General features: G+C 27.9%; 11 protein-coding genes and 1 rRNA gene. 9 read left to right on the top strand and 3 right to left on the bottom strand.

The genetic code is table 11. The annotated features are described in order from the left end of the window. Positions 1–7: 7 nt before the first annotated feature. The gene (locus tag BUA62_RS07545) at positions 8–2,002 is read right to left on the bottom strand and encodes a carboxypeptidase-like regulatory domain-containing protein (RefSeq protein ID WP_072865087.1); all 1,995 of its coding nucleotides are present in this window, start codon (positions 2,000–2,002) and stop codon (positions 8–10) included. Positions 2,003–2,168: 166 nt separating this feature from the next. Between BUA62_RS07545 and BUA62_RS07540 the strand changes: the two genes are divergently transcribed. Beyond that, positions 2,169–2,981, top strand: coding sequence for a flagellin (locus BUA62_RS07540; RefSeq protein ID WP_072865085.1), 813 nt, complete (start codon positions 2,169–2,171; stop codon positions 2,979–2,981). Between the two features lie 40 nt (positions 2,982–3,021). Here the strand turns inward: BUA62_RS07540 and BUA62_RS07535 are convergent, their stop codons facing one another. Beyond that, positions 3,022–4,788 carry an ATPase gene (locus BUA62_RS07535; RefSeq protein ID WP_072865083.1) on the bottom strand — a complete coding sequence of 589 codons (1,767 nt, stop codon included), beginning with the start codon at positions 4,786–4,788 and terminating at the stop codon, positions 3,022–3,024. Positions 4,789–4,928: 140 nt separating this feature from the next. Between BUA62_RS07535 and panD the strand changes: the two genes are divergently transcribed. Genes panD through priA form a run of 4 tightly spaced genes read left to right on the top strand, consistent with a single transcriptional unit; the run spans position 4,929 to position 10,906 of the window. After that, complete coding sequence (gene panD, locus BUA62_RS07530) at positions 4,929–5,306, top strand: aspartate 1-decarboxylase (RefSeq protein WP_072865081.1); 378 nt, start codon at positions 4,929–4,931, stop codon at positions 5,304–5,306. A gap of 2 nt (positions 5,307–5,308) precedes the next feature. Then, the gene (locus tag BUA62_RS07525) at positions 5,309–6,607 is read left to right on the top strand and encodes a nucleotidyltransferase (RefSeq protein ID WP_072865080.1); all 1,299 of its coding nucleotides are present in this window, start codon (positions 5,309–5,311) and stop codon (positions 6,605–6,607) included. A 17-nt stretch (positions 6,608–6,624) separates the two neighbouring features. Further along, entirely contained in the window at positions 6,625–8,616 is a 1,992-nt protein-coding gene (locus BUA62_RS07520) for an alpha-amylase family glycosyl hydrolase (RefSeq protein ID WP_072865078.1), read from the top strand. A 4-nt stretch (positions 8,617–8,620) separates the two neighbouring features. Next, positions 8,621–10,906, top strand: a complete 2,286-nt coding sequence (gene priA / locus BUA62_RS07515; RefSeq protein WP_072865076.1) for a replication restart helicase PriA — start codon at positions 8,621–8,623, stop codon at positions 10,904–10,906. Positions 10,907–10,932: 26 nt separating this feature from the next. Here the strand turns inward: priA and BUA62_RS07510 are convergent, their stop codons facing one another. Beyond that, positions 10,933–11,754 carry a thermonuclease family protein gene (locus tag BUA62_RS07510; protein ID WP_072865075.1) on the bottom strand — a complete coding sequence of 274 codons (822 nt, stop codon included), beginning with the start codon at positions 11,752–11,754 and terminating at the stop codon, positions 10,933–10,935. 158 nt (positions 11,755–11,912) lie between these two features. Between BUA62_RS07510 and BUA62_RS07505 the strand changes: the two genes are divergently transcribed. The 4 genes from BUA62_RS07505 to BUA62_RS07490 all read left to right on the top strand — a co-directional run. Next, complete coding sequence (locus tag BUA62_RS07505) at positions 11,913–13,064, top strand: hypothetical protein (RefSeq protein WP_072865073.1); 1,152 nt, start codon at positions 11,913–11,915, stop codon at positions 13,062–13,064. A 16-nt stretch (positions 13,065–13,080) separates the two neighbouring features. Further along, entirely contained in the window at positions 13,081–14,463 is a 1,383-nt protein-coding gene (locus BUA62_RS07500) for a hypothetical protein (RefSeq protein WP_072865072.1), read from the top strand. A gap of 51 nt (positions 14,464–14,514) precedes the next feature. Then, positions 14,515–15,384, top strand: coding sequence for a hypothetical protein (locus BUA62_RS07495; protein WP_072865070.1), 870 nt, complete (start codon positions 14,515–14,517; stop codon positions 15,382–15,384). A 229-nt stretch (positions 15,385–15,613) separates the two neighbouring features. Continuing rightward, a 16S ribosomal RNA gene (locus tag BUA62_RS07490) occupies positions 15,614–15,786 on the top strand; the annotation flags it as partial.

Here is a 15,786-nt window from a genome sequence, read left to right as displayed (position 1 = left end):
CACCCCCTTATTCCGAGATGGTGACTTTTATAGAGTCACCTGTTGAGAATATTATTTCTGGCTCATTTGGTCCAAAAATATATGTTGATTTTTCAAATTTTATTTTTGTATTTCCATCATTAATAGAATGTAATGTGATTTCTATTATGTTTTCTGGTATTTTAAAGTTATTGGAATTCGAAATAATACTAAAAATAAATTCATTATGGTCATCATATTCTATGACTTTTTTAATAATATGAAAATCACCATTATTAAAGACATTATTTTCCAAACATTCATCAGGGTTTATTGTAATAAAGAGTGGATCATATCCAATTCTTATATCAAAACCATAAATATTTTCGATAAATGAAGATTTTATTATGAAGGAAGTTGTTGAATTTTTACTCAAGTTCAATGTTTCAGGATTGAAATATAAATCTGCTAAAGCTCCTTCTTCTTTTTTTATAAAATTAAAGCTCCAAATAGGGCCTGGTATTTCATACATCCCATCTTTTGCAACAATTCTCCAGAAATATGTTGAAGAATAATCTAAAATTACATCTTTTAAGAATTTTGTATTTAAATTTGTGCTAGTATAGGTATTTTCTATTAGATTGTTTACTTCATCATATATATCAGAGAGATAAAAATCAAAGGTTAAAGGTGTACCTTCTGGGTCATATGCATTCCATTCAAATGAAACCTGTGTTCCAACTACAGTATCAACATCTGGTTTATGATTATCATCAATAACAGGCGGATTATTATTAGAAATAATAGTGAATTTTCTTATTTCACTATTCACATAAGGATTAATTCCATCAGATACTGTAATATTCCAATAAAAATCACCGGGTTCCGGTAATCTGTATGTAAAAGATATTTCTTTTTCATCTTCTTCATCTAACGAGAGTACTTCTGTCATATTTGCATTTGTTTTTCCAATCGATAATTTATAATTTAGTGTTGAATTGTCTGTATCAGTAGCTATCCAACTAAATTGAATGTCATTTGTATCAAATGTGGCATAATCTGTTGGACTTATAAGTGAAATCATTGGTGGGTTATTCTCTGGAGGAAGATATTCAAAGGAAGAAACATTTGATTCAGAAGTTTCTTTACCATCATAGGCTAATATTTTCCAATAATATGTTCCAACAGAACTGAGGGAGTATGTGTAAGATGTTTTATTGTAGTCAGATACAATATTTGCCAGGCTATTTTGAGATTTTCCGAGAAAGAGATCAAATGTTAAAGGATCCTTATCCAGATCTGAAGCTTCCCATGTGAAAGTAACATTTGATTTTTCAATTATTATATTAACTGGAGATATTAAATAAATTTCTGGTTTGTGATTAATAGTTGAATCGGATGTGGGCTGGTAATCAAATTGTGGAGCTTCATAAACTATGATTTTATAATTTTCATTTGGTTTGTCCCAGAGTTCAATTCTCCATTGATATGTTCCTTTAAATGGTGGCTCATATGTATATTGTGTATTTGTTAAAGGAAGAGTATTTAATTTTTGAAATTCATTTCCTACATATTTTAGATAAATGTTATAATAAATAGCATCGTTCTCGATGTCCTGAGCATTCCATTGGAAATCAACAGTTTTTTCTTTAACTATTTGATTATTTAATGGAGAAATGTATCCTATGAAATTTGGTGGGTTATTTTCTGTTGGTTCTAAAAAAATATTAACTGAACGCAGCTCTTTAGCATATACTTTAGCGTTACCATTTGTTGGAAGATAATAGATTTTTGAAACTTCATAATTATACTCTCCCGCATCTGAAGTAAAAAGGTATTCTCCATTTTCATCAGTAAGAGCGGTGATTTTTAAAATACCATTTTGTGTAATTTTTATTTGAGCACCAGAAATAGGAAGGTTTGTGTTTTTATCTTTTACAACAAATTTTAAACTACCTTCCTCTGTAGGTTGGAGACGATCACATGAAAATAAGGAGAACAGCAAAATGAAAATTAAACACAAAAAAAAGATTTTTTTAACCATTATTCCACCCCCTTGAATTAAATATAAATTAAAACAATATTAATCTTTTAATCATTTAGACCTCTATCAGACGATAAAGTTCGTTAATAAAATGTAAATTTTGAACTTTTTTATAAAAAACAAGTCTTAATAAATGAGGATATATTAATAAGGGAGGGAACCCTAGATGAGAATTGGGAATAATTATTTAAATCAAACGAATAGATTATCTAACTTATCAAATTTATTACTTCAAAGATCACAACAACTTTCAAGTGGGAATAGATTAATAAATTCAGCTGTTGATCCAGCAGGTTTTTCGATGGCACAAAGATTAAACACACAATTTAGATCAGCATATCAAGCAGTAAGAAATATATACGATGGAATTGGTGCGCTAAATGTTGCAGATCAAGGTATTTCTTCAATAAATGATACAATTGGTCGTATGAGAGAACTTGCGGTAAGAGCAGCAAATGATACCTTACCAGAAGAGGCAAGAAGCGCTATACAGGAGGAGTTTAACCAATTAAGACAGGGAATTACCGATACAGTAAGAAATACGGAATATAATAATCAACAATTATTAAATGGAGAATTTCAGGTAAAATTGCCCTTAGATGCAAGTGGAAGAAACAATTTAAATGTAGAAATTCAAGATATGAGACCTGAAGCATTAAATCTTGAAAATATTGATTTAACAACTCAAGAGGGTGCAGAGGCGGCATTAACAGTGATAGATAATGCAGCAGAACAGGTTACAAATACAAGGACGCAGGTAGGAGCATATGTAAATAGATTAGGGACAGCAGCAGAAAATCTTTTAAATGCAGCAGAAAACACAGGTGCAGCAGAAGAAAGGATTGCAGGCACTGATATGGCGAAGACAATGGCAGAATATTTAAGGAATCAAAATCTTCAGCAAATGACCTCCATGCTATTAACTCAAACTGGCCAGTTAAATGCAACATCGATCTTTAATATCTTACAATCTCCATAATTGATTAAAGAAGGGAGCCGAAAGGCTCCCCGCTTTAATATTATTGCTCATCTATTAAACGTAATAAAGATTTTGCAGCTAAAGTAGGTCCTAAATCTTCAAATCCGTTAATCCCTAATTGAGTTTTGATTTCACCAACTTTAACATTAGTTTTTATCATCTGTTTTATAAATCTTTGGGCTATAATTTCATGTTTTTCTTTTCTTTGAACAGCACCAAAAGGATTTGCAAAATAACTATAAGTTAATCCAACCTCTGCAGTAGTACCTTTTGCCATTCTTGCACCTTTTGAGAAAACATCATATGCTTTTTTCCAATCATCATAAAAAACAATATAATTATTGTCTTCAACTTTGACATAATTATTAGCATAAAAGAAATAATCAATTTTTGTTGGTTTGATAATTTCTTTATAATTTGAGTATGGAACAATTACCCTTGCATTTATCTCATTAGGATTCATAAAAATACTTCTATCTATAGCAGAATAAGCGTATCCTGGTTGTAAATCATCCAATCTTACAAAAGCACCCGTTTCAGTTCCGAAAGCTACAACATTTCCACTATCATCAATTTCTAATGAACCCATATCATCTATTAAAATGTTGACTTCAGATACTTCTTTTGAAAGCCTATTTAAAGCATCTAATGTTTCAGACTTCCCAGCTCCACTATCTCCTATTAACATTATGTTTGCCTTTTTTCCGTTTCTTAAAACAATTTCAGCTAATGCCCCGTGTATAGGAAGATTATTTTCGTCTATAATTCTTAAATTATGATTTGTTAATATCATTTTTTTCATATAACCAAAATAGTCAAGATGCTTGTCTCTTCCTAAAAGACTTATATAAGTTCCGTCTTTTTCTTTGTAAATAACGCCATTTTTATATTCAGGTTTTTCAAAAAACTTATCTTCTAAACCAAAGAAATATATACCATCGGGTTTTTTTCTTTGAACTATTCCAAATCCCGCTAATTCAAATAAATTTGTTAAACCAGCGGCCATAGCTAAGTATTCCTTATATACATAAACTAAAATATATTTTTTTCCAACATGAATAGGAAAAGCAAACCAATCTTTAGGATTTTCTAAATCAATATTATCAAGGATAGGAGAATCTATAACTTTAAAAACACCTTTTCGTTTATTTGAATTTGTATAAAAAATAACAGGTGGTTCGAAAACAACTCCCCAAACAAATGGAACTTTATACAAATTATCTTTTCCATTAAGAACATCATTTTTAAATTTTGGATTATCAACAGAAAATGCGACTTGAGCACCACTTGGTAATTGTCTTAAAACTTTTAATCTATCGTCAGAAATATTAATTAATATTTGGCGATAAAAATTAGTAATTAAACTTTTAAAGTCAGTATTGTTCCTTACAAGAATCATTTCTTTATATATTTTTTGAATACCATTAGAAACATATTCGCTTTTTTGTATCATAAATCTATGTTTGTTCCTCCATAAGTTATATATTCTTTCAACAAACTTTGTAATTTGCTCCTTTTTATCACTTAATTTTGGGAAACTATAAAATGGCGAAGAATCAATTTCATCAATTTTTTCTGCAGATAAAGCGAATAGCATTTTTATTATTTGATCTAAATCATATCTTTCATCAATATCTACAGCATCTTCATTTTTTAAAAAAAGTGAAAAAAAAGTAATTAAACTTTCATTTCTTTCTTCTAAATCCTTTAGAAATTCCATAACCAATTCTTTTAATATTTTACTGTGAATAATCTGAGCATTTGATGAATAAGACACACTACCATCAATTAAAACAGTTCTTGACATAAAATCACCCCTTATCTTGTATTTTCAATGCAATTATACCACAAAATAAATTTATTAAAAAATTCTATATTTTTAAACCAAAAATACAATATTTAATGGTAGAATAAAAATATAAACAATTATTATAGGAGGGGAATTAAATGTTTAGAATATTATTAAAAGGAAAAATTCATCGGGCAACAGTTACGGAAAAAAATATCCATTATGAAGGAAGTGTCACGATAGATGAAGAATTAATGGAACTTTCAGGTATCGAAGAAAATGAATTAGTTCAAATAGTAGATATTAATAATGGAGCCAGATTTGAAACATATGTTATTAAAGGTCCGAGAGGCTCAAGAATTATAGGATTAAATGGTGCTGCAGCAAGAATGGTGGAATTAGGGGATAAAGTTATAATTATGGCATATGGGTTGTATTCCAAAGAAGAAAAAAGTAATCCGAAAATAGTTGTAGTAGATGATAAAAATAATCCAAAAATTCTAAAAAATCATGAAGAACCTAGAACGGAGTGCTAAATTTGAAAGTATTAGGGGTAATCGTTGAATATAATCCATTCCATAATGGACATTTATATCACTTAAAAAAAGCTAAAGAGATAGTAAAACCTGACTTCACCATTGCGGTGATGAGTGGAAATTTTGTTCAAAGAGGAGAACCAGCAATTCTAGATAAATTTGCCAGAACAGAAATTGCGCTTAATATGGGAATAGATATTGTTATCGAATTACCCTTTGTGTATTCTATTCAAGATGCAAATGGTTTTGCATTGGGGTCTATTGGGATTTTAGAAAGGACAAAAGTTGTAACAGATATAGTATTTGGGAGCGAATCAGCAGATATTGAAACATTAAATATTATTTCTGATATAATATATAAGCAACCAGATAAGTTTAAAAATCTTTTAAAAAAATATCTAAAAGAAGGATATTCTTTTCCGAATGCGAGAAAATACGCATTAATTCATTTTTTTGAAAAAAATAATATCTTAAAAAAAGAAAAAGTTTTGGCTATTGAAAAATCTAATGATATATTAGGATTGGAATATTTAAAAGCTTTAAAATATTATAATTCTAAAATCGTCCCACATGTGATACAACGACAGGGGGCAAATTATAATGATGAAGAATTTAAAGGTAATTTTTCTAGTGCTACAGCCATTAGAAAATTGTGGAAAGAAGAAATGTATGAATTAATAAAAGAATCAGTTCCACAGAAAACATATGAAATATTAAAAAGGGAAGAGAATTTAGGTAAAGCTCCAATATTTATTGAAGATTATGAAATATCTTTACTATCTTTTTTAAGAACATTAAATAGGGATGATATTCAAGAAATTTTTGGAATTAATGAAGGTTTGGAACAAAGAATAATAGAAGCTGCAAAACAAAGTGCATCTATAATAGAATTTTACCGTTTAGTAAAAGCTAAAAGATTTACTTATACTAGAATAAAAAGGACACTCTTAAGTATTTATTTTAGACTAAAAAAAGATTTGATATATGATGCTAATAAATACGGCCCTCAATATTTAAGAGTTCTGGGTTTTACAAAAAAAGGAAGAAAATTATTATCAGTAATGAGAGAACAAGTAGCGTATCCAATAATTGTCACGCCATCAAATTATATTTCTATTATAAAAAATATTGAAAGGGATTTAGATAATAAACGCAAAGAATGGGAAATAAAAAAGAATTTATATTTTAAAATGATAGAATATGATTTTAAAGTATCTAATGTATATTCAATGTATTATAAAAATAAAGAATTTTCTAGAGGAGAAATAGATAAAAAAGCAAAAATAATTATTCTTAAGTGATTGAAAGGGGTTTTAATATGAAAAAAATTTTTATGTTTATATTTTTAATATTAATTTTTACAATGTCATTTTCAATAAAAAGTGTTATATACTATACTGCAAGTGCTTCAAATGTTTCAATAATAGGGGATTTTTCAGATGAACCTATTCAAATGGAAAAAACAAATACGGGATTATGGAAAAAAACTTTTGAATTAGAAGAAGGGGAATATAAATATTTATTTTTAGTAGATGGAAAGGAGATTCTGGATTATAAAAATACAAACACTGTTTATTCAAACGGAAAATTATATTCATTACTCATAATAAAAGAAGAAAAAACATATTACCCATCTATAGGTGATGGAAAAGTTGGATTTATAAAACATGAAAAAGAAAGAAAATATATAAATCCAGTAAAACCTGGAGATATTTATTTATCAATAGAAGTGCAAAAAAAAGATATTGAAGATGTATATTTTGTTGGTAATGCAAAAATCGTAAAAAAAGAGAAATTAACATTTGATAAAACAGAATTATATAGATTCCATGTGAAAACACCTGCTAATGTATTGAGATATAAGTTTATTATAAAAGATGGTGAAAATAGTATCGAATATCCTAATTTAGATTATTTTGAATTTGATTTTAATAAACCAATAATAAAATATTTTGATGTACCAGATTGGACAAAAGGTAGAATATATTATCAAATATTTCCAGAAAGATTTAGAAATGGAGATAAAACAAATGATCCAGCATATACATATGAATGGTATGGTAATTATACATCATCATCATTAGGTTCTAATGGATTTTATGGTGGAGATTTAAAAGGTATTATAGAATCAATAGAATATTTAAAAAATTTAGGAATAGAGGCAATTTATTTAAATCCAATCTTCGAATCAGTTTCTAGTCATAAATATGATACTAAAGATTATTTAAGAATAGATTCACATTTTGGTGATGACAAAACATTTATCCAAATGGTTAAGGACTTAAAGAAAAACAATATAAAAATAATTCTTGATGGAGTTTTTAATCATACAGGTGATGAATTTTTTGCCATGCAGGATATATTTAGAAATCAAAAAAGATCTAAGTACTTAGATTGGTATTTTATAAAGAAATTTCCAGTTACAAAGTCTGCAGATAGCTATGAATCATGGTGGGGATATGCGGACCTTCCTAAATTAAACTTAGAAAATCCTGAAGTAAAAGCTTATATTACCACTGTCTTAGGAAAATGGATGGAATATGGCATTGATGGTTGGAGATTAGATGCAGTAGATCAAGTGAAAAATTCATTCTGGGAAAATTTCTTTTATCCTATAGTAAAAGGGATAAATGAAAATGCTGTTATTAGTGGTGAATACTGGAAAGATTCTACTCAATATTTCGAAAAACCAGCTTTTGATACTGTTATGAATTATTTGTTTAGAGATGCAGCTTTGGGATATGCAAAAGGCGGAAGTGCTTATAATTTTGTAAAAAACACAAATGCTTATTTAGAAAAGTATCCGCCTCAAATAATTCATACATTATGGAATTTATTAGATAGTCATGATACACCAAGAGCAATTACAGAATTAAATGATGATATTGATAAATTTAAAATAGCAGTTGGTATTCAAATGACCTTTATTGGAGCGCCAGTTATATATTATGGAGATGAAATAGGGTTGACAGGTGAAAGAGATCCTTGGTGTAGAAAACCATTTCCATGGGATGAAGAATTTTGGAATATGGATATATATAATTACTATAAATCTCTTATAAAACTTAGAAAAGAACATGAAGCATTAAGATATGGAGAATATGAAGTAATAAAAACAAAATTAGGCGCTTTGATATATAGAAGATATACTGAAAATGATGAAGTAATTATAATATCCAATTCAAGAAAAATACCTGTAAAAGCAAATATAGAACTAAATGGGGATTATATAGATTATTTTACAGGCGAAAAAATAAAAACAATTGAAAAAATATCAGGATTAACATTTAGAATATTAATAAGGCAGTGATCATATGTATTATTATGAAATAGCGGTTTTTGGAACATATACATATGATACATTTACATATACTTATGAAGAAAAATTATCACCTGGCCAAAGGGTGCTAATTGATTTTAGAAATCAGCAAAAATTAGGTGTAATTATTTCAGAAACCGATGAAAAAAATTATAATGTGAAAGAAATAGAATTGGTTGTGGATTATAAACCGTTGATAAAAAATGAACATATAAAATTAATAAAAAATGCATCAAAAAAATTTCTTGTTCCTATAAGTGAAATGGGGAAATTAATATTTCCCCCGGCTTCTTCAGATAAAATAAAAATAAAAATAATACCTAAATCCCCTTTGTCGAATATAGAAAAACCTATATTTTTAAATGAATATTATAGAAAATTCAAAACTAAAAAAGCAGCAAATAAAGCATTAAAAAAAATGATAAAAGAAAACATTGTTGAATTGAATATACATATAAAGAAAGAATTAAAAAAGAAAAGAAAAGTAGTTATATTGAAAAAAGATATAATTGAAGTATTAAATGAAAAAATATCCAATAGCGGTATAAAAGTTGTAAATTATATTAATGAAAAAAATAATAAAATATATGAAAATGAACTATATGAACAAAAAATAATTTCGCGATCTTCTACAGCTTTAAAAACATTAATAAAAAAAGGAATTATAGAAATTATTGATGAAGAAGAGGTAAATGAAGAACCGTTTATAGTAGAACTTACAGATAAACAGAAAGAATTGAAAGAAAAAATACTAAAAAATAAAGATGAAATAGATCTTTTATATGGTGTAACTGGAAGTGGAAAAACAGAGATATTTTTCGAAGTTATGGAAGAATATTTGATTAAGAATAAAAAAATAATGATTATAATACCAGAGATTTCATTAACACCACAATTTGTTTCTCGTATAAAAAAAAGATTTCCAGCTAAAAATATAGGTGTGTATCATTCAAGTATAAATAGTTCCATAAGAACAAAAACCTGGTATGATGCTGTAAATGGAAATATAGATATTATTATTGGAACGAGGAGTGCTGTTTGGATTCCATTAAAAGATCTTGGAATGATAATAATAGATGAAGAACATGACCAATCACTATATCAATTTGATCAGATTTCATATGATGCTGTAGAAATAGCATATTTAAGAGCAAAAATAGAAAAAATAAAATTAATATTATCTTCAGCAACACCAACATTGAGAGAAATGAAAAAGGCATATAAAGGAGAAATTAATCTTTTAGAATTAAAAGAAAGAGTTTTTACAGAAATGCCAGATATTGAAGTTATTGATTTGAAAAAAGAAGAAAAGGTAAGCTGGATTTTTACTAAAAAAGTTTTAGAGGAAATAAATAAAATCTTAAAAAATAATAAAAAAGTACTTATTTTTTCTCCAACTAAAGGATATGCAAATTATTTAATATGTACAAATTGTGGAAATGTTTTAAAATGCGACAATTGTGATGTATCTTATACGTATCACCGCTATGAAAATAAGTTAAAATGCCATTATTGTGGTATAGAAAAAAAGGTTCCAAATTCATGTCCAGTATGTGGAAATCCAGAATTACAACTTAGAGGGTATGGAACAGAGAGAGTGGTAAATGAGTTGTTGAAATTTTTTCTATCTAATAAGATTATTAGAATGGATAGAGAAGTAATAAAAACACATGAAGAGTTAAATAAAGCTTTTGAAGAAATAAAAAAAGAAGGACCGGCTATAATCGTTGGAACTAAAATGATAACCAAAGGTCTTGATATAGAAGATATTAAATTGGTAGTAATCCTTGATAGCGATAGATATTTAAATTTCCCTGAATACACATCTCAAGAACATACAGCTTCATTGTTAATTCAGGTTGCAGGTAGATCTGGAAGAAAAGAAAAAGGAAAAGTTTTACTTCAAACATTTAAATCTGAAAGTGATTTTTTTAAATTTGTAAAAGAACATAATTATGATAAAATTGTTGAATTAGAATTAAAAAATAGGGAAAAATATAAATACCCACCATATTCAGAATTATTAATGATTATATTTTCTAATCCGAAATTTGAAACGGCATTGAAAGAATCAGAAGAATTTTTTAATATATTGAAAAATAAAGATTTAAATGTAGAATTATTAGAACCAACAGAACCATTAATACCTAAATTAAGAGGACAATATAGATATCAAATAGTAATTAAAGGAAATATAGATCATGATGAATTTTATGAAATTATTAAAAATTATAATAAAAAAATGCATATTTTCTTGAATCCACCAACAACATTAATATAAAATAATAAAATAAGCCCGATAAGGGCTTATTTTATTATTCTAAATTCAAATTCAGCTCGAGCTAAAATTTCATAAATCCCATTATCTTTCCAAACTTCACCATACACTTCTATTTCTTTATTATCAAGATCATATATATTTAAATTTTTAAAAAAAGCTTTATACTCATCACTTCTAATAGTTATATATACTTTATTATTTTCTGAGTAAATATGGTAAAAGGAACCAGAACGCGAAATACTTTTAACTTTAAAACGAACCCATCTAATCTTTCCAATATCCAAATCAGAAAGATCATTTTCATAAATTTTTCTGTTATCATCGTCATAAAACTGGAAAATTCCTTTTCTGTTTTCATAAGCATAAACATAAGCTTCAATAAAGGTTTCTTTATGCTTTGAAGTATCAGAATAAAAAAGAGGCCTTGCATAACCGTTTTGTATAATTTCTTCATTTAAAAAATGAATTTTTCCATCTTTACCTTTATAATAAACATAAGCTAGTAATCTTCCATAATACCCATATTTGTCAGTATCGAAGTCTAAATAAACATATGATTTTTTTGAATTTTCAGAATATATTTTATTTCTAACGAACCAATATGCTGTATCTCCTAACTCTCCAACAGGTTTATCTCCACTATGTGTTTCCGGAGTATCTATTCCTATTAATCTAACGGAAGTTTCATCGCCATCATAATATACTTTTATTGTGTCACCATCAATTACTTTGCTCACATAATAATTTTTTTCAATATAAGATTTATTAATTTGTGTTTGTTTTGAACAAGAAGTAATAAGAAGTAAAGAGATTAGAATACCAACAAATATATATAGTTTTTTTATCATTTTAACATTCCTCCTAATAAAAAAATGTGATATAATGTCATGTTAAAGTCAAGCTACTGAATTATTATAACATAAAAAATGTAAAAATATACGTAACAAATGAAAATTATAATGAAATAAGTTGGTAAAAAATACATTCGATTTTAGGAGGGGTTTTTATGAAAAAAGTATTAACGACTATGCTATTTGTTCTTATAACTTTTATAACTATTTTTGGAGCTTTTAGTGGAACAAAATTTTCTGTATTAGGTATTTATACAATGAATTTAGATGATTTAAACAATTTCATAGATGTATTTCCTATTGGTTATTTTGATATAGGATTAACTGATAATATTACACTGAGATTCAATGATTATTTAACTTTATCTTCATCAGCGCTTACATACGAGTTTAATGATAATGAAACATTAAACTTTAAACTTCCAAGATACTATTATTTACAATATAGAGTTGGATATGATACATTATTAATGATTGGAAAGTTCAAATTCAGAGATTATCCATATGATTTAAGAAGAGATTATGGATTTAGAGTCGGTGGATTTAGAGATGATCTTGGAGATATGGATTATACTCTTAATCCAATGAAAATGGCAATTGGAGGATATATAAAACCAGTTGGGGAAATTAAAATAGGTGGAGCATACAATTTAGAAGATAGTTCGATTTATGCATATTTTGGTCTTGATGAAAGATATACTAAATATATGTTCTATATGTCTCAGGATAATAGATATAACAAATTATCAGCATCATTTGCAGGGTATAATTCAATTAAATGGAATAGAAAATTAATAACACAATTATATTATGGAATAGGTTATGCTGTTCCATCAGAAGTGCAATCAATATCAGGAATAACCTCTAACATTAATGATTTAATTGAAATTTTACCAAATCCTAAAATGACTTTTGGTGGGAAAATAAATTATTATCCAGTATATTTAAAGGGCTTAATATATTACAACATGGATAATGAAAATAAAAATTTATATTATCTTGACATTGATGCTGTAACAAATAATCCTCAAAACAAAACATGGTTATATGAATTAAGAGCAGGATATTATTTGCCAAGACCGTGGTCAATAGAATTTTTTGTCCAAGGAAATTCATTAGATGATGGAATATTGACAGATTACGTAACAAATTATGGAATTAAAATAAACGGAGAGAACATAACATTAACAGTTTCTGCTGAGGATATAAATGGAAGAGCAAGTGGGAATCAAAGAATGGTATTGAGTTTTACAACCTGGACAGATTTTTTAATTACAGAAAGGTCATTAATGAATATTATATTTTAAATAAGGGGGTAGTGGAATGAAAAAGAGTTTGGTATTTTTGTTGATATCTATTTTGGGATTGTTTTTGTTGACAGGGTGTTTGGTAAAAGAGAAGATTGATGATGAGAAGACAGTTTTAAGTTTATCAGAGTTAAGAGAGAAAATATTAGAAAATAAAAATATTTGGAATGATTATGATTCACATGAAACTGTATATGAAACGGAAGGCATAGTTGCATATCAATATACTTCAAATTCAGATCCAACAAAAAATTATATATATATTGTAGATGAAAATGGAAATGGTTTAAAGTTAACATATTTAAAAGCAGAAAATCATGACAGTAAATATAGTATTGGTGATAAAATAAAGGTAAAAGGAATACCGTATTATAAAACATGGAATGATCCTAATGTTTATGAATTGAGAATGGATATAGATAATTATGGAGAAATAACTGTTGTTGAAAAAAACGTTGGAGTTCCATTAAATAAAGCAGAATTAATAAATTCAGAACTATCAGGAGGAGACTTTGGTAATTTAGTAGAATTTACAGGAAAATATATAGGAGAAGATGATTTTAATAATAAAGAATTTTCTGTTAGTAATTTTGAATTAAAAATAGATTCTCACTCAGTATTACCAGATTTAACGCTTAATTCAACATATACTATTAAAGGTGTTGTTGGTCAAAATTATGGGTATAGAGTATTTGTTTCTGATGAATCATGGGTAACAGTAGTTGCAACAGCTGAAGAACAGCCGCAACCGACTGTTGAAGCGTCAACAATAGCAGAAATAAAAAATGAAATTAAAGAAAATTATGATGCTGGTACAGATGGATGGAATACAGGAGATACCTCAATAGTACCATTAAGGAAAATAGAAAATGCAATAGTTGTATATGATGCTTCAGATTATGAATATGTATATGTTGTAAGTGATGACGGAACAGGTATTTATGTGAAGGTTTCTGCCGATTTGGATATAAGCCTTAATGAAATTATTTCAGCAACTGGAAGACCTTATTATACAGAGCGTGACGCAACTAATAGTTATTTTGAATATAGATTTAATACAACTCGTTCGGATGAATCAGCAACAGTAACAAGTAGTAATGGGACTATTCCTTGGGATAAGGCGGATGTATTAACTATTGATAATTTACCAGGAATGAATAATTTTGGTAATTTGGTTATTTTTGAAGGTAAATATTTAGGACAAGATGAATTTAATCACTATGATTTTGATCTTGATAACGATGGCCAAAGTGATTTAAAAGTGATTAAATATTCTTCTGATGCGATGAATAGTGCAGGAATTCAAGTTGGCAATCTATATGAAATTAAAGGTGTTATTGGTTATAATTATGGATTTAAAGTGTATGTAGGAGATTCTTCTTTTGTAACAGCAAAATAATTAAAGAAAGCCCGTTTAGGCTTTCTTTTTTGAAAAAGTGAGGAGGTAAAAATGAGAAAAGTAAGTTGTTTATTTTTTGTTTTAATAATAGTATTATTCATATTTTCAGGATGTCTTACGAAAGATAGAATTGATAAATTTGATAAAATTTTCAATAATGAAGCTATTCTTTTTGATAATGCGCATTCACAAACAGCAGGTAATGCTGATTGGACTATTAGAGGGGGATTTTCTGATTTTGCTGATGATTTGAAAAATCGTGGAGCTAATGTTAATGAATGGGGAAATGATGAATATGGAAGTAATCAAAGAGATGATGATTCACCTATTACTTATGAAGTAATATCAAAATATAAAGTATATGTAATACCAGAACCTAATATTCCTTTTACAAAAGATGAACAAAATGCAATAATAAAGTATATTAAAAATGGAGGAAGTGTTTTCTTTATTGCTGATCATATTGTTGCAGATAGAAATAATGATGGATGGGATGCAGTAGAAATATTCAACGGATTTTTGAAAGAGAAACATATAATAGAAACTAAGGAAATATATTCAGATGATTTTGTTGGAAGACTAGGCTTTAGATTTAGAGAAAAACAATATTCTGAAAGCCCTATAGTAAAGATAAAAGAACATGAAATAACTAAAGGAATAAAGGAAACAGGAGCATGGGCTGGGACATCAGAATATATAATTGATAATGAAAATATAAGTGGAATTATTTATTATAGTAAAGAAACATGGGGAGCTTATGTAATCTCTGGAAGATATGGAAGCGGTAAGTTTGTTGCTATAGGTGATTCATCACCGATTGATGATGGAACAGGGACATCTGGAGATAAATTATATGATGGCTATTATTATGGAGATAATAGAGAATTAATGATAAATATTATAAAATGGTTAGTGGAATAAAACACAGTAACAAAGCTAATTCCAATCAATTCACAAACGATTAACAAAATTAACGAAGATGTAAGTTGACAAAGCAAGAGAAAGGTGGTAATATATATACTCGGACGCGGACGAAGAGCCGCGGGAGGAAAAGAAGGAAAAGGGAAATAAGGAAGAAGCTCCTTGACAAGTGAACAGAGACACCCAGCGGAAGTAAAAAGAGAGAGTTAAGTGATCGAACTCGAAATCTTGGATGGAGGGTTTGATCCTGGCTCAGGGCGAACGCTGGCGGCGTGCTTAACACATGCAAGTCGAACGAGGAGGCTCTCTTCGGAGAGTAGTACTAGTGGCGAACGGGTGAGTAACGCGTAGGAAAGTATCCTCCAGACTGGGACAACCATTGGAAACGATGGCTAATACCAG

The organism is Marinitoga hydrogenitolerans DSM 16785 (assembly GCF_900129175.1).
GTDB classification, from domain to species: domain Bacteria; phylum Thermotogota; class Thermotogae; order Petrotogales; family Petrotogaceae; genus Marinitoga; species Marinitoga hydrogenitolerans.
Note: the sequence above shows the minus strand (reverse complement) of the source record. Positions and strands in the feature narration are given on the sequence as shown.